Origin of the sequence: Bacillus sp. V5-8f, assembly GCF_002863565.1 — a bacterium.
Classification (GTDB): domain Bacteria; phylum Bacillota; class Bacilli; order Bacillales; family DSM-1321; genus Peribacillus.
Window position 1 is genome coordinate 17,216 of record NZ_PGUW01000001.1, and the last position, 15,686, is coordinate 32,901.

The window sequence follows — 15,686 nt, forward strand, 5'->3', positions numbered from 1 at the left end:
ATAAGCCCCATTCCCTATAATATGAAATAAGAACTGCAATCCACCGGTTGCATGAAGGAGGTTTACCATGCTTCCAAGTTATTTGACCGTCAAAGGCGACGGTGAGCATGAAATCATTATCCAAAAGTCCCGTTTCATTGCACATATTAAGCGCACAGAGACGGAAGAAGAGGCGCAGAACTTTATCGCGTCCATAAAAAAGAAGCATCATGACGCTACTCATAATTGCTCGGCCTATTTAATTGGTGAACATGACCAAATCCAGAAGGCCAATGACGACGGTGAGCCGAGCGGAACAGCAGGTGTCCCTATCCTGGAAGTCATCAAGAAAAAAGGCCTGAAAGATACAGCTGTGGTTGTAACGCGCTATTTCGGGGGCATCAAGCTTGGTGCCGGCGGACTGATCCGCGCGTACGGAAAATCGGCTTCTGAAGGAATCAATGCAACAGGCATTGTAGAACGGAAACTTATGCGCGTGATGCATACAAAAGTAGATTATACCTGGCTCGGAAAGCTCGAAAACGAACTCCGCTCCTCTATATATGAGATAAAAGAAATTGAATACCTCGATAACGTCATCATTCAAACCTTTGTCGAGGAAGGGCAAAAGCAGCAATTTGCCGACTGGATGACGGAGATGACGAATGGACAGGCAGCCATTACCGAGGGTGATATCCTTTATCAAGAGACAGACATCAAACGGTAGTTCCTTCCTTATCCTCTTGCTCCAGGAACAAAGTGTAGATAGATTTTTAGCATTTCGGTGGCATATAATAGGATGTAACACACTAAAGCGAGGATATTACATGGCCAAAACAACACGACTGAAAAGGACGAAAAAGAAGAAAAACAATTGGAAGTTGTTTTTCCTTACTCTCCTTTTATTTATATTGGGAGGAACCGGCTATTGGGCGTATGATATACTGACCAGCTCCCAAGAGGCATCCAAAAAAATATATGAAGCGTATGAACCGAGCCATCGAGACGAGGATATAAGAATCTCGAAAGAACCTTTTTCTGTTTTGCTCGCCGGGATCGACAATCAGGGCGGCGCACGCAGGGCTGATATGCTTATGTTGGTTACGGTAAATCCTAAAACAGAACAGGTGTTTATGCTAAGCATTCCGAGGGACTCGCGTGTTTACGTCCCGGAAAAGGGGTATAAAACGAAGATTAATCACACCTATGGCTATAAGGGCGGCATTAAGTCAACAATTGAAGTAACAGAAGAGCTACTTGATGTTCCTATTGATTATTTCGTTACGACCAATTTTCAAGGATTTCGGGACATTGTCGACACTTTGGGCGGCATCACGGTTGATGTTCCTTTTACGTTCAGGGAGGTTATGACAGGCGGTAAGTATAAAACATTCTATAAGGGCCCAATGGAGCTGAATGGAAATGAAGCCCTGGCATATGTCCGCATGCGCAAGAAAGACCCTAAGGGGGATCTCGGAAGAAACGAACGCCAGCAGCAAGTGATTAAAGAGATTATTGGCAAAAGCACGTCCTTTGGATCCATCATCAAAATTGATGATGTGATGAATGATCTTGGAGAAAATGTCAAAACTAATATCCGGCCGTCACGAATGCTGGAATTTGTAAGATTATATCAAAACATTAAGGATGGGCAAATCGAAAACCTTAAGCTTGAAGGAAACAGCAGAACAATTAGAGGAGTTTCCTACTATATTCCTTCTGAAACATCCATTGAAGATAATGCCACTATGATGAAAAGATCTTTAAGCGGCGAAAAAATCGACATAGAACAAGAACAGAACAGCACTGTAACTAAATCCAGTCATTAAAAAATCCGGTTAAAAAAACCGGATTTTTTTCGTTTTTCTGACTTAGCAGGTTTTGGTGAAGGGTAATAAATTATTGTCGAATCAACAGGAAAATGCGATAATAAAGCTTAGGTTGATTTTAAAGCCATTATAAATTACGTCTTTTATACTAGATATAATTTCCTAGATTAAGAGTTAATAGATGCGAAACATCCTTTCGTTTTAGTAAAAAATTCACAAATGAAAAGAGGATAGAAAATGCCTTACAATACAAACAATGATACACCGCCTCGAAGATATGTCATAAGGAAGAAAAGGAAAAAGAAGAAGAAACGAATCGCCCTATTATTCGTTACGATGTTTTTATTTTCTATAATTGGATATGCAGGCTTTGTTATCTATAATACCTATGCTGCCTTTAATGATACGTACGCGGACGGACGGGAAAAATCTGCGCTGCGTGATGAACAGGTAAAAGTATCGGATGACCCATTCTCCGTGTTACTGCTTGGAATTGAGGACTATTCCGGGGAACATGATCGCGGACGATCCGATACCATCATGGTAGCAACCTTCAACCCTAAAACTGACAATATGAAGCTTCTTAGCATTCCCCGTGATACCCTGGTTGATCTTCCAGGCAGGGTCAACCAGGATAAAATAAACCATGCCTATGCGGACGGCGGCAGGGATGAAACCATTGAAACGGTTGAAAAGTTTTTAAATATCCCGATTGATTACTATGCGTTGGTCAACTTCAAAGGATTTACAAAGGTCATTGATGAAGTGGGTGGCGTAACGGTCGATGTTCCATTTGATTTCAAAGATATCGACAAGGACTGGAATCATTACTCTTTCAAAGAAGGCAAGCAAACCTTAAATGGTGATGAAGCCCTGGTCTACTCAAGAATGCGAAAGAAAGACCCACGCGGCGATTTCGGCCGGAACATGAGACAAAGACAAGTCGTAACCGGCTTAATTGATGAATTATCTTCACCTAAAACACTGTTGAAAATTGATGATATTGCAGAGGTTGCAGGAAAAAACATTCAAACCAATATGTCAATTGGTGAGGCAATGGGCCTAAGCAAAAACCTTACCAACTTTAATAAATCAAAGATTGAACAATTGGAAATTAAAGGTGAAGATGACTACGAGAATGGCGTGTACTATTTCAAGCCGGATGAAGAGGAAGTGGCTCAGGTCACCCATACATTAAGATCCCATCTTGACCTGCCAACAGAAGAGGAAGAAACAACTGACTCCTCCTCTGATTCCGAGTCATATGACGAATCAACATACGATTCTGACTCACAATAAAACTTGCCAAAAAAATCCCCTTATCGCTGGCTGACGGTAAGGGGATTTTGCTATCTTGCGTTATTCTTCATAGCTGCGGAATATCTCCGGTAGGATCAATATAATGATACTGACCATGATTCCAATAATCAAACCAAAGATCGCTCGGCTTAAAGGACTATGCGGATCCTGGCTGACCTGAACGTCTTCAACGATTTGGTTCTTTTTATAATCAAATTGGAGCAGAAATTCGTTTTCTCGGATAAACTCTTGTTGTTTAACCTGCTCTGTAGTTGTTTCGATTTCCTTTACAGCATCTACCTGGTTCTTTATGAAATTATATTTCCTTTGAAACAGATCGTCACTTCTAGCAATAAAGCCATCTACCACTGCCGATAAAACGGCCTCTGCCTTTTTTTTGTCTTCACTTTGGTACTGAAGTGTTACCGTTTTTGTTTCGCTTGTTTCTACCGTTAAACGTTGCTTGATCGCTTCATTAGTTTCGTTCAATTTGTTTCCCGCGTTAATGTTGTTAAGGAAGGCATCAGATTGAACGATTTTTTGTACCTTCCTTGGATCCGTTAACCCTTCATTTTCAAAATTGCCCAATTCAACCTGTGCCTCTGCAGAATAGGTTACAGGCTGTCTGCTCTCATAAATATAGGCAATGGCCGCTGTAAGGATTGGAATGAGGATTAACAGGATGGCTAGCTTCCGTAACCTGTTTAAAATTCTTGAAATTGTACCTTTAAACATTTTTTCCTCCTATATGCTGTGCTTTATTAGAATGAAGATTAACGTATCCTACCGCAAAAGCGAGAAATAACCAGTTATAATTTAATGCCATGAAGGAATTCGGACTGATGCTGGAGAATATGAAAACAAGTATGCTGCATAAAAGAGCCTCAGTGATAAGCTTAGTATGATTCGTCCTGATAGTCCGTTTTATTTTATAAAGAGAGATAAACAGGAAGATGAACAAGAGAATATATCCTGTAAAGATCAGCAAGCCATAATGGACAAAGATTTCTGCCCACCAGTTATGGATATTATAGTCTTGATGCGTATCATACACCCCGAAATTCTTCATATAGAATTCAACATTACCAGGGCTTATGCCAAAACCAAAGCTGTTTTCAATAAATGTCCTGGCATTTCTCAATAAGTTTTCTCTAATATCGACAGAGCCAGCCGCGCCGCCCCCGTTTCCAGGCAGCAAACTGGTGATTTGGGAACTTAAGTTCAAAAAGATATTATCCAATCTCGACCGAAGAACAAAGAGAATACCGATAAAAGGGATAGCCGCTAATAAGGTGAAGGCCATCTTTTGTCTTCTATTCAGCAGGAAAAGGAACCAGAAGACAGCTCCCAATGCTACCGCTATATAATTGGCCCTGGAATTCGTTTCTACTATAAGATAAACCGAAAGTAAGGCCCCCATAGCGCCAATAAGGTTATAAATAATCCTTTTTCCATTCTTGGCAAGCGAGACAAAAAAGAAAAAACTAATAGCTAAAAAGCTGCCAAAATCATTTTCATTTACAAAGACAGAGGTCGGAATATGCTTTTGATAGGCAGATACCTCTGTAATCCTTGAAATTGGAAGATGAATTTGAAGAAGGTTATTGACTAACCCTATCCCTATCAATAGAATACCCATGACGATCCATATCGTAAAAAACTCTATATAACTCTTTTCATCCCGCAACAATGCCACTGTTAGGATTACTAATGAAATCCCAGTTCCGAGGAAAATAAGTTCTTTTACGGTTTCTATCGGCTGTGCGGACCAGTTCATAGCAACAAGTCCATACAAAATCCAGAAGATAAAATAGTAGAAGACCCACTTTACGTTAACGTCCCGGAAGTAAGTCAACTGCCTTCGTTTTATCATCTCGATGATCACCAATAACCAAGTGAAGGCAATTAAGATTCTGAATGGAAAGATGGAAATGGATGCTACTTTTACTGATACGAGAGCGGCTCCAATAAAGGAGCTTGCTATTGTTAAGGCATAGATCCTGTAATCCCAGCCCCTATTTCTCCAAAAGCAAACAATATAAAAGGTAATAACAAACAAGGCAAGTATCAGCAGAAGTAAAGCTGCTGCCCCGTACAACAGGTTAACCTCGACCTTCATGGAGGCATAGCCTAATACTGCAGCAATGAAGCAGGCAAGGATGATCTGGATGAATGTTTGCGATTTATTGACCAACAACTGTGTCCACTCCTAAAATGAAGAAAGGCCGTTATGAAACAGCCTCCCCTCCATGGTTGGTTATTGATTTCTAAGTAATTGGTCCTCTGGAACGTTGCGCAATTTTTTCGCTGGGAAACCTAGGACCAATTCTTCTTTCTTCACATCACGGGTTACAATGCTTCCGGCCGCTACAGCACCATCTTCTTCAATTGTTTTTCCAGGGAGAACAATGGCATTGGCACCAATGCGTCCACCTTTTTTGATCGTAACGCCTTTAAATTTATCATAGCGCTCTTTTGATCTAGCCATGTAGTTATCGTTCGTTGTTACGACACATGGCGCGATGAAAACATAATCTTCAATCTCTGAATAAGCTGTGATATAGCAATTCGTTTCTAGCTTGCACTTAATTCCTACTTTGCAGTCATTTTCGACTGAAACGCCCCTGCCCACGATGGTTTGTGCGCCAATGTGGACTCGTTCGCGTACTGTTGCAAGGTCTGCTACAAAAACTTCATCATCTAATGTTGCATTGGCATAGATAATGGAAGAGGTGCCGATCGTGACGCCAGAACCGATAACCGTAGGCGGAAGCTTCTTCACTTCAGGGAGAATAGAATTCTTCGCACGTGTCGGCTGCTTTCCAATGACCGCATTGTCCTGGATGATTACATTGCTGCCGATCTGAACGCCATCATAAATAATGACATTATTGCCGAGTGTAACGTTTTCCCCAAACGTTACCCCTTCTTTAATGATTACATTCAATCCTTTAGATACTGGTTCCATCTAGTAACCCTCCCTTACTTGTTATAAAACTCTCTGATCTTCTCTACCACATATGCTTGCTGCTCATCTTTAAGCTCTGGGAACATAGGAAGAGACAATGCTTCAGCTGCCGCTTTTTCTGTTTCAGGAAGGTCGCCTTTTTTGTATCCAAGGTATTCGAATACAGGCTGCAGGTGCAATGGCTGTGGATAGTAAATCATCGTTGATACGCCTTGCTCCTTCAGGTATGCCTGCAATTCATCACGCTGAGGCACGCGGATTGTATATTGGTGGTATACATGGTGGTTGAACTCTTCTTCATATGGAGTAGTAACCACGTCTCCTACCGCTTCTTTCAATAGCTTTGTATAGTTTGCTGCCTTCTCTTTGCGTTTTTCGCTCCAGTCATTTAAGTGAGGGAATTTCACATTTAAGATGGCTGCTTGCATTTCGTCCAAACGGCTGTTATAGCCCAACACATGGTGGTAGTATTTAGGCTTGCTTCCATGCACGCGGATTACACGCAATTTTTCGCCGATTTCATCATCTGCCGTGATGATCATGCCGGCATCGCCATAAGCACCAAGGTTCTTAGTCGGGAAAAAGCTATAGCACGCAACTGTTCCAAGCTCCCCAACCTTTTTGCCTTTATATTCAGAACCGATTGCCTGTGCAGCATCTTCCACAATATATAGATTATGCTTGTCCGCAATCTCTTTAATTTTGTCCATGTCAGCCATTTGGCCATAAAGGTGAACAGGAATAATGGCTTTTGTTTTGTCAGTCACTGCTTTTTCGATTGCAGCCGGGTCGATATTAAATGTTTTCGGATCGATATCCACGAAAACTGGTGTAGCACCAGTTCTAGCAATCGCTCCAGCTGTAGCGAAAAATGTAAAGGAAGGTGCAATAACTTCATCCCCAGGTCCGACTCCCAATCCCATTAGTGAGATGTTTAACGCGTCACTCCCGTTGGCCACTCCGATTCCATGCTTTGAATTGCTATATTCAGCTACATCACTCTCAAGCTTTTTTACGTTCGGGCCTAGAATGAAATGCGCTTTCGTCATTACTTCTTCCACAGCGGCATTGATTTCACTCTTAAGCTTTTGGTACTGTTCAGTTAAGTCTAGCATAGGTACTTGCATAATCAGTTTACCCTCTTTCCGTTTTAGTAGCTTGCACTTCTTCACAAACAGCGATAAAGCGTTCAGCTAGTTTTTCCATATTATGATTTTCATAAAGATAAGCAAAACTATTTGCCTTGATTTCCTGTCTTTGCTCGGCAGACAGATCCAACAGCTGATTTAACCCATCAGCGAATGCTTTTGGATCTTCAGGAGGAACGGTTATTCCGGCATTGGCAGCTTCAACAATATTATTATATACCTTACCGGCAAATAAAATAGGATTCCCTACCATTAGGTAGTCATTTAGCTTATTGAGACTGATGCCGAATCGGTATAAATTCGTATTTAACATCGATACCAGGACAACATCTGCCAAATTCACCGTCGATAACACTTCATTTTTCGGGACACCACTAAAAAAATAAATATTTTCTCTATGTTTTGCCGCCTTTTTCAAGCCTTCTTTTTCAGGTCCCTCACCGATAAATACATAAGCTGTATCGTCTCTATGTAAGTATTCGGCAGATTCAACGATCGTATAAAGGGAATTCGCCATTCCGTGGGAGCCGATATACAACGCAATACGAGGATACTTTTTTCGAATCTCTGCTATTTCAGCTTCCATAGAGGACGGATTCTCAAGCTCCTCTTGTTTGCTCATATCGATGCCGTTCGGGATATAGACGATTTTTTCCCGGGGGATCCCTAAAGTAGTGATGTATTTGTGCGCCCCAGGTAATGTGACGATTATCTTTTCAGCCTTTTTATATACGAACTTTTCTATGATGCCGAACATGACTGCAACCGGATGCCGTTCGCTCATTGAACCGAATTCAATTAACGTCCTCGGCCACAAATCTCTTATTTCCACAACATAGCTCGCTTTTTTCCATTTGCTTAAAAAATAGCCTGCAAGGCATGCAAATAAATGGACAGAGGAACCCACAATCACATCAGGCTTCTCCTTCAATTGCATTCCCCGGAACAAAGCAAGGAAGAAATAACTGATCATGTTCAAAAGGCGCTTTGCACTATTTCCCTTATACGGAAGTGTCCAAACCCATTCATACACGACCCCATTCACATTCTCTCTATAATTCTTCTTGTTGGGGTTTCTCCACTTAAATAAATAGGCGAGAAAGCTGCTGGCAAAAATCGTCACTTCATGGCCTTTCTGGACCATGTATTTAGATAGATCATAATGGCGGGTAATACCTGTTTCATTGGGCTTTAAAGCAACATGGTTCAAAATCCAAATCTTCATTCAGATACCACCCTTGTCTCACGCCGGGATAATTGTTCATATAGCATGGCCAATGTTTTACTTTCATGCTCCCAGTTATATTTTTCGATAATGGAACACTTCCCGTTTTGGCCCATTGCCGCCGCTTCTTCCGGGTGTTCCATGATCCATTGCATGGCATTGGAAATCTCTTCTGGATTAAGCGGGTCCACACATAGTCCACATTTCGCATCATCGACAATTTCCTTCCACAATGGGAAGTTGGCCGCGATGACAGGAATTCCTGCAGCCATATATTCAAACATTTTAATGGGCAGGGAAACCATATATCTTGGCTCAGGATAAAGCAGCACCAATCCTACCTTAGCATTTTTCAGGTGCTGTTTTACACCAGGCCTGTCCAAATAGCCAGTATAACGGATGTATTTCCATTCTTCCTTTTTCTCCAATTCCGATTGAAGGGCAGGCGGAGCAAACGCACCAGCCAACACTAAATTCATTGGCACCTTTTGATTGGCAAGCCCAATTGCCTCAGCCATCTCAAAAACCCCGCGAATCTTCGTAATGCTTCCAACGTATAAGGCATATGGATCCCTTAAATGAGGCGGCAGGGCTTCCTTTGTCTGAAGAGGACTTTCATGGCCATCATCCAATAATTCACCCATGATCGGATAATTATGGACCACCACACTGTTGGAATTATATGTACGAAAACGGTTATTGATGGTCGGCGTTGCAGTGACAATCCCGTCATATCTTTTCGAAGCCAATTTTTCAGCTGTCTTAACAGTGAATGAGACAATCTTCCTTAATGGTTTAGGAATCCATTGCTTAGAAAGGACTTGCTCTGGAACGTCCTCATGGACATCATATATCACCTTTTTGCCTTTCTTTTTCAACAAAAGGCCTACTGGCATAAGCTCTGGATCATGAAAATGATAGACATCCGCATTTACTTCCAATGCTTTCTTATATACAGCTGAAGGACCTTTCACCATTTTCAAAAAACGGTTAGAGGACCGGGCCTCTACTCCGATGATCTGGACATCATTTTTTGTATATGTCTCACTATTGGCGACGATTAATGAAACATCGTGGCCTGCTTCCTGCAGCGATTGGCATTCTTTCACGAAGATTCTTATATCCTCCGCAGGATGAACAGACGTTAAATGGCATATCTTCATATAAAACCCCTTAAAATTCATAAGGGAACCAGACAAAAATTGTCTGGCTCCATTAATTATTAAAGTCTGATGTATTTCTTTGCTTTGTCCTTGTGATCCTTAAGGGCATTTCTTGTATCAAAAATAACCTTTGATTTTCTGGCAATCATGTCATAGTCATAGTTGCTGTGATCAGTGGTGATTAAGACAAGGTCTGCCTCTTCCAATGACTTTTCATCATATGGAACTGTTTTAACCATTTCGCCGTTCAATTTAAATTGTTCCACATATGGGTCAGCAACAGTCCAATCTGCACCTGCTTTTTCAAGGGCATCGACAATCAATAATGCTGGGGACTCACGCATGTCATCGATATCTTTCTTATAAGCAATACCTAAAACGAGAACCTTAGCGCCGTTTAGAGCTTTCTTCTCTTCGTTTAGGACCTTCATTGCTCTGTCCACAACAAACTCAGGCATAGCGTTATTGATCTCGCCCGCTAATTCAATCAGTCTTGTATGATAGTTGTACTCTCTTGCTTTCCATGTTAAGTAGAAAGGATCGATTGGAATACAGTGTCCTCCAAGACCAGGGCCTGGATAAAACGGCATGAATCCATAAGGCTTGGTAGCAGCCGCATCGATTACTTCCCACACGTCAATGCCCATTCTATCACATAAAATGGCCATTTCGTTTGCAAGCGCAATATTAATGTGGCGGAATGTATTTTCAAGGATTTTTTCCATTTCGGCTACTGCAGGGCTTGATACCTGGTGTACATCACCTTCAAGAACACTCTTATAAAGAGAAGCCGCAATATCCGTACATGCAGGTGTAATACCGCCGACTACCTTTGGTGTGTTCTTTGTATTGTAATGCTTGTTACCTGGGTCCACACGTTCCGGTGAGTAAGCAAGGAAGAAGTCGGTTCCCACTTTTAAGCCAGTGCTCTCAAGGATAGGCTTTAACACTTCTTCTGTTGTTCCAGGATAGGTTGTACTTTCTAAAACAATCAGCATTCCCGGATGCATGTTTTTCGCAATCTCTTTTCCTGAGCTTTCCACATAAGAGGTATCAGGCTGCTGGTATGTGTCAAGCGGTGTTGGCACACAAATTGCTACTGCATCAACATCTTTAATTAGTGAATAGTCCGTTGTTGCTTTAAATTGGCCAGATTCAGTAATTTCCTTTAATTCTGCATCCACAACGTCACCAATATAGTTGATCCCTTGGTTTACTTGGTCTACGCGACTTTGTTGAACATCGAAGCCGATTACTTTGTATCCAGCTTTCGCCTTTTCAACTGCAAGCGGCAGGCCAACGTATCCAAGGCCTACAACCCCAATCGTTGCATTTCTATCTTCAATTTTATTCAATAAATCTTTTGCTGTTTGATTTAGTTCGGTATTTGTCGTCATCAGGTTATCCTCTTTTCTCCTAATTCTTTCTTAACCTAGTACTACAGGTTTTCGAGATGCTGCGGATTCATACAGGGAAATAACAAGCTGAAGAGCTCTTTTTCCGTCTTCACCAGTTACAACCGGTTCTCTATTATTTTTAATGGCAAGTACCATATCTTCCATGATGGCTTGATGTCCCGGCTTTCCAAATGGATCAGCCTTAATCTCGGCCTTCAATGCTTCTACATCTTCTTCTGAAAGACCTTCCATGACAAGGTGCTCTATAAAGTTAGCATTCTGTCCGCCAATCTTGATCGTACCATGTTCGCCAAAAATGCTGATGGATTCCTCAAAGTTTTTGGGATAGATGGTTACGGCAGCTTCAATGACACCTAATGCTCCATTTTTGAAGCGGACAACACCAGTTGACACGTCCTCTGCTTCAATATCGCGAAGCCGTGTAGCGTCCATGCTGTATACCTCTTCAATATCACCCATTAACCATACAAGCAAATCAAGATTATGAATAGCCTGATTCATAAGAACGCCGCCATCAAGTGACTTTGTGCCTCTCCATGGCGCTTGTTCATAATACGCCTGATTTCTGTTCCAGCGTACAGTTGCATTGGCATGGCTTAACTTACCAAACCGGCCTTCTTTCATCAAATTCTTCAATTTAATGAGGGCAGGGCGGAAACGGTTCGGGTGCACCACCGCTAATTTTACACCATTTTCGTTACATGCGTTAATAATTCTATCTGTATCTTCAATGGTAAGAGCAATTGGTTTTTCGACCACAATATGCTTTTTCGCTTCTGCAGCCTGTACGGCAATATTGGCATGATATCCGCTTGGTGTACAAATGTTAATGACATCTACGTCCGGGCTCTGTAAAAGCTCCTCAAGGCTCGTATATCCTTTAATATTATATTCTTCCACAAAAGGCTTCATCTTATCTTCCACAGTGTCACATACGGCCACTAATGAAGCACCCTCACTATTAGTAATTGCTTCTGCGTGCTTCTTGGCAATATGCCCACACCCAACGATCGCAAAACGAATCATTTCTTTCACCTTTGCTTTCATAGTTTGTCTTTTTGAATACAGGATTATCTTACACGAAATTTAATATAAGTTAATAATGTAAATATTTCATTCCTGTGAAGGAGTCAGGCTTTTGATGTCCATGAAGGCATCAAATGTCTTTTGAAGACCTTCATCAAATGAATACTGAGGGCTCCAGCCCAAACTGTTTGTAATCCGGCTATTGTCGAGACAGCTGCGGTAAATATCTCCCTGACGCGGTTCAGCATACTCTTTGGGAATGGAGCCTTTCGATAGCTTTGTAAGCACTTCGACTAATTCATTTACTGAAGTTTCGGTATTCGTGCTGACATTATAGACCCCCGACGGACCTTTTATTGCAGCTAGATGGGCATTCGCTATGTCCTCTACGTAGATGAAATCCCTTGTTTGTCCTCCATCTCCAAAAATCTGCAATGTCTGGTTTTCCAACAGTTTATCAATGAAGATTTTAATAACGCCCCCCTCACCGTCCTTCGACTGCTTAGGTCCAAAAACGTTAGCATAACGGAGGATTGTGGCTTCGATGCCATATTGCCTGCATAGCAGGTCGACATAGTGCTCCCCAGTCATTTTAGATAACCCGTATGGCGAAGTCGGTGCTAAAGCTTCTGTTTCCTTTAAAGGACAGGCGGGATTATCGCCATAAACCGCTGCAGATGAAGCAAGAATAAACTTCTTCACCTTTAAGCGGTTGGCAAGCTGAAGCATTTTCACTGTTCCCTCGATATTTTCGCTTGCATCGTACACCGGATCGTTCAGTGAGTCAGGAACACTTGTCTGCGCAGCGAGATGGATCACCGCATCGATTTCAGACTCCTTCAAATCATCATATAACCGTTCATCTCTGATATCCTTCTCAATTAAATGATCTCCGGCTTCTATATTGCTTCTATCTCCAGTTATAAAGTTATCAACTAGAATAACGTTATAACCAGCCTGTTTTAAAACATTTTTCGTAAACGTTCCAATGAAGCCGGCTCCACCGGTAATTAATATTGACATCCTCATTCACCTCGGCTGCAGTTTATTTACGCGGGTTTTCTTCTTATCTTCTTAGCTAAGTCCATTACCATTCTAATATCCGAGCCTTTAATAATCAAAAATTGTTGCGCCGGCTGCCGGGTAACCTTCTTAAAGATCAATACTTTAATCATAAAGCTGATGATGTAAGTCACAGAAGTTGCAACTGCCGCGCCTTGTACTCCATAAGCGGGAATCAGCATTAGATTTAAAATAGCCGTTAAAGCTACATTGACGAAAGATACGTACATATTTAACTCAGGCCGTCCCCTGCCGGCTAAGTCATTGGATAGAATCTTTTCAACAGCCAGAACGGTCAAGCCAGGCAAGAGCAGTCTCAAAACATCGGCACTGGCACTAAATTCAGGATCGACAAGATAAAATATCAAATCTGCCAGGAAGTAGATTCCAAGACTGAGACACACGACAAAAGCCATGATGAATCTGCTAAGAAGCGCCGTTACCCGGTTGCGGTCCTCTTCCACATTTGAGGAGGCGATCCGCGGCAGGAGTACCTGGGAGAACGACTGGGAAAAAACTGAAATTTTCTCCCCGAGGTTAACGGCAACGGCATATATCCCGACAGCGGCGGGACTTAGGAAGAAACCTAACAGCAAAACCCCAAGGCGATAATTCAAAAACGTCATCATGTTGCTAATATGGGATTTCAATCCGTATGAAAACGACTGCTTAATATATCGCCACGAAAAATGCCGCATCGAGAAATCCAGCTGGTAGACTTTAAACAGCATGACGATACTATAGAGCACGGAAAGAAAATACCCGATAACAAATGAAAGGATGGCCCCCTCGAGTCCCTGGTGAAACACAAACAACAAAAGAATGAGGGAAAACAACGTACCAAACTGCTGTATAACGAGTACCGTGTTATACAATTTGAAGTTCTGAATCCCCTGAAAGATCGTCTGTAAAAAAATCATGAGAAACATAAAGGGCAGCGCACAAAGACTCAGATACAGAAGACCGGATTCCACATGTTCGAATTTTGAATCTCCCAGAATGAGAATCACAGCAATTCCGATCAGGACACTAATAAAGGCCAGGACCACTGCTGTAACAATATTTGTAACGAATGCCTCTTTGAGGTTAATTTCCTTCCTGCTGACAAAATAGATGGTTGATGTGTTCAAGCCTAAATTAAGAAAAGTCATCAGCATTAATGGCAGATAAGTGATTAATGTATAGTAGCCCTGCCCCTCCTGGCCAAGGCCTCGGGCCAGGACAACAATAAGGACAAGACCAATAACAATGCTTACAACCTGCCTTGTTAATGTCATGATACTGTTCGATAAAAAAGAATTCTTTTTTTCAGCCATTATCGAAAAAACCTCTAATCTTTTAGCAATGTTGCAAACTTGGTATAATTTTTGTCCGCGTTATAAGAGTCATCCCATGTCGTATAGGCTCCTTTTCCTTTGGCTGCTTTTTCGCCTATCGACATGTTATAAAAACTAGTGAGCTCTGTGGCAATATCCAGCGGCTCGATATCCTTGTTTAAAAGTTTGCCATTCTCCGCATTCACAAGCTCGGAAGTGCCGCCAACATCTGTGGCCAACACTGGAATCCCAAAGCTGAATGCTTCCATAATGGTAACCGGGATCCCTTCACTCTCACTGACATTTACAAAAAGATCATAGTCATTCGAGCGATATTGTTCCATGATTTGATCATTTGTTTTATTTCCAAGCATATTCACCTTAATTTGTTCCGGCAGGGTTTTTACAATGCTTTCAATCCGCCCACGTTCCGGTCCATCCCCGATATGAGTCCATTCGACAGGGAAATGGCAATGCTTTAATGCTTCAGCTAATAAATGAATCCTTTTAACGGGCTTTAAATAGGAACAGCTTACAACCCTAAGCGCATCTGATTGTTTCTTCCAATTAATCTGTTCAAAGTCGACTTTACGTTTGGTCCCAAGCCTTTGGACCGAGAGTTTGTTTTCTGTACCCGGGTGTTTGTTAGCGAGATACCTCAAACCGTTTTCCGAGATGGGGTAGGTTTTATCCAAAATGGAGAGTACCTTACCCTGAAACGGAATATACGCAGGCTTGTGACGTTCCGCATACAAATCTCCTCCATGAACCCTGGAAACCACTCTGGTTATTTTCCCTTCTTCTTTCAGCATCGCAAGAGCTAGTGCTGATGGGGTTAGCCAGTACGAATAATACATCATGTCCCCGTTCGTGCTGATAAAGTTTTTGAGTTTGTTCTTTATCTCACAAGCATGAGCCAGCCAGTTTAACATCACTAGATTCGCCTTTATCCCGTACTGCACGGAATGGATTAGCTCCCCGGAAAACCATTTCATATGACCCGGATGCTTCACCACTTCCATAACTCTGGATACAGAGGACCGTTTTCCGCTCTCAAACAAGCGAACAACCTCCACATTTCCAGGGATGTCCCTGTGGTCTGATGAGTCATAGCGAACGGACTGGTTAGTGGGAATCAAAAAAATCTTCTCATAATGACTCGCCAGCACTTGCAATTCGGCGGTCAAAAATTCCTCGCCAGGAAGATATGGATATCTATTTGTCAGAATAACAAGAGATGAATTCATAATAAC

14 protein-coding genes are annotated in these 15,686 nt (G+C 41.9%); 3 read left to right on the plus strand and 11 right to left on the minus strand.

Annotated features, from left to right (window positions below):
* Window positions 1-67: 67 nt before the first annotated feature.
* From CUU64_RS00090 to CUU64_RS00100, 3 genes are all read left to right on the plus strand, one after another.
* Window positions 68-706, plus strand: coding sequence for a YigZ family protein (locus tag CUU64_RS00090; RefSeq protein ID WP_101631246.1), 639 nt, complete (start codon window positions 68-70; stop codon window positions 704-706).
* 100 nt (window positions 707-806) lie between these two features.
* Window positions 807-1,808 carry an LCP family protein gene (locus CUU64_RS00095; RefSeq protein ID WP_101631247.1) on the plus strand — a complete coding sequence of 334 codons (1,002 nt, stop codon included), beginning with the start codon at window positions 807-809 and terminating at the stop codon, window positions 1,806-1,808.
* A 237-nt stretch (window positions 1,809-2,045) separates the two neighbouring features.
* Window positions 2,046-3,107 (plus strand): LCP family protein, encoded by a 1,062-nt coding sequence (locus CUU64_RS00100; protein WP_101631248.1) that lies wholly within the window; start codon window positions 2,046-2,048, stop codon window positions 3,105-3,107.
* Window positions 3,108-3,167: 60 nt separating this feature from the next.
* On the opposite strand, the gene CUU64_RS00105 is transcribed toward CUU64_RS00100, so the two are convergent.
* The 11 genes from CUU64_RS00105 to CUU64_RS00155 all read right to left on the minus strand — a co-directional run bounded on the left by CUU64_RS00105 (window position 3,168) and on the right by CUU64_RS00155 (window position 15,680).
* Entirely contained in the window at window positions 3,168-3,842 is a 675-nt protein-coding gene (locus tag CUU64_RS00105) for a Wzz/FepE/Etk N-terminal domain-containing protein (RefSeq protein ID WP_101631249.1), read from the minus strand.
* Window positions 3,835-5,304, minus strand: coding sequence for an O-antigen ligase family protein (locus CUU64_RS00110; protein ID WP_101631250.1), 1,470 nt, complete (start codon window positions 5,302-5,304; stop codon window positions 3,835-3,837). Before CUU64_RS00110 ends, CUU64_RS00105 begins: the two co-directional genes overlap by 8 nt.
* 60 nt (window positions 5,305-5,364) lie before the next feature.
* Entirely contained in the window at window positions 5,365-6,075 is a 711-nt protein-coding gene (locus CUU64_RS00115) for an acyltransferase (protein ID WP_101631251.1), read from the minus strand.
* 14 nt (window positions 6,076-6,089) lie between these two features.
* Window positions 6,090-7,202 (minus strand): DegT/DnrJ/EryC1/StrS family aminotransferase, encoded by a 1,113-nt coding sequence (locus CUU64_RS00120; protein WP_101631252.1) that lies wholly within the window; start codon window positions 7,200-7,202, stop codon window positions 6,090-6,092.
* 7 nt (window positions 7,203-7,209) lie between these two features.
* Window positions 7,210-8,448: a glycosyltransferase family 4 protein gene (locus CUU64_RS00125; protein ID WP_101631253.1), complete on the minus strand. Its 1,239-nt coding sequence runs from the start codon at window positions 8,446-8,448 to the stop codon at window positions 7,210-7,212.
* Complete coding sequence (locus tag CUU64_RS00130) at window positions 8,445-9,611, minus strand: glycosyltransferase family 4 protein (RefSeq protein WP_101631254.1); 1,167 nt, start codon at window positions 9,609-9,611, stop codon at window positions 8,445-8,447. The genes CUU64_RS00125 and CUU64_RS00130 overlap by 4 nt, the downstream gene beginning before the upstream one ends.
* A gap of 59 nt (window positions 9,612-9,670) precedes the next feature.
* The gene (locus CUU64_RS00135) at window positions 9,671-11,008 is read right to left on the minus strand and encodes a nucleotide sugar dehydrogenase (protein WP_101631255.1); all 1,338 of its coding nucleotides are present in this window, start codon (window positions 11,006-11,008) and stop codon (window positions 9,671-9,673) included.
* Between the two features lie 30 nt (window positions 11,009-11,038).
* Window positions 11,039-12,055 carry a Gfo/Idh/MocA family protein gene (locus tag CUU64_RS00140; RefSeq protein ID WP_101631553.1) on the minus strand — a complete coding sequence of 339 codons (1,017 nt, stop codon included), beginning with the start codon at window positions 12,053-12,055 and terminating at the stop codon, window positions 11,039-11,041.
* Between the two features lie 87 nt (window positions 12,056-12,142).
* Window positions 12,143-13,078 carry an NAD-dependent epimerase/dehydratase family protein gene (locus CUU64_RS00145; RefSeq protein WP_180954404.1) on the minus strand — a complete coding sequence of 312 codons (936 nt, stop codon included), beginning with the start codon at window positions 13,076-13,078 and terminating at the stop codon, window positions 12,143-12,145.
* 26 nt (window positions 13,079-13,104) lie between these two features.
* Complete coding sequence (locus tag CUU64_RS00150) at window positions 13,105-14,433, minus strand: flippase (protein ID WP_101631257.1); 1,329 nt, start codon at window positions 14,431-14,433, stop codon at window positions 13,105-13,107.
* 14 nt (window positions 14,434-14,447) lie between these two features.
* Window positions 14,448-15,680 (minus strand): glycosyltransferase, encoded by a 1,233-nt coding sequence (locus CUU64_RS00155; protein ID WP_101631258.1) that lies wholly within the window; start codon window positions 15,678-15,680, stop codon window positions 14,448-14,450.
* Window positions 15,681-15,686: the final 6 nt, after the last annotated feature.

Bases quoted from the DNA above. Each gene is read 5' to 3' on its own strand.
- CUU64_RS00090 (WP_101631246.1), top strand. From the start codon at position 68: ATGCTTCCAAGTTATTTGACCGTCAAAGGCGACGGTGAGCATGAAATC.
- CUU64_RS00095 (WP_101631247.1), top strand. From the start codon at position 807: ATGGCCAAAACAACACGACTGAAAAGGACGAAAAAGAAGAAAAACAAT.
- CUU64_RS00100 (WP_101631248.1), top strand. From the start codon at position 2,046: ATGCCTTACAATACAAACAATGATACACCGCCTCGAAGATATGTCATA.
- CUU64_RS00105 (WP_101631249.1), bottom strand. From the start codon at position 3,842: ATGTTTAAAGGTACAATTTCAAGAATTTTAAACAGGTTACGGAAGCTA.
- CUU64_RS00115 (WP_101631251.1), bottom strand. From the start codon at position 6,075: ATGGAACCAGTATCTAAAGGATTGAATGTAATCATTAAAGAAGGGGTA.
- CUU64_RS00120 (WP_101631252.1), bottom strand. From the start codon at position 7,202: ATGCAAGTACCTATGCTAGACTTAACTGAACAGTACCAAAAGCTTAAG.
- CUU64_RS00125 (WP_101631253.1), bottom strand. From the start codon at position 8,448: ATGAAGATTTGGATTTTGAACCATGTTGCTTTAAAGCCCAATGAAACA.
- CUU64_RS00130 (WP_101631254.1), bottom strand. From the start codon at position 9,611: ATGAAGATATGCCATTTAACGTCTGTTCATCCTGCGGAGGATATAAGA.
- CUU64_RS00135 (WP_101631255.1), bottom strand. From the start codon at position 11,008: ATGACGACAAATACCGAACTAAATCAAACAGCAAAAGATTTATTGAAT.
- CUU64_RS00140 (WP_101631553.1), bottom strand. From the start codon at position 12,055: ATGATTCGTTTTGCGATCGTTGGGTGTGGGCATATTGCCAAGAAGCAC.
- CUU64_RS00145 (WP_180954404.1), bottom strand. From the start codon at position 13,078: ATGTCAATATTAATTACCGGTGGAGCCGGCTTCATTGGAACGTTTACG.
- CUU64_RS00150 (WP_101631257.1), bottom strand. From the start codon at position 14,433: ATGGCTGAAAAAAAGAATTCTTTTTTATCGAACAGTATCATGACATTA.
- CUU64_RS00155 (WP_101631258.1), bottom strand. From the start codon at position 15,680: ATGAATTCATCTCTTGTTATTCTGACAAATAGATATCCATATCTTCCT.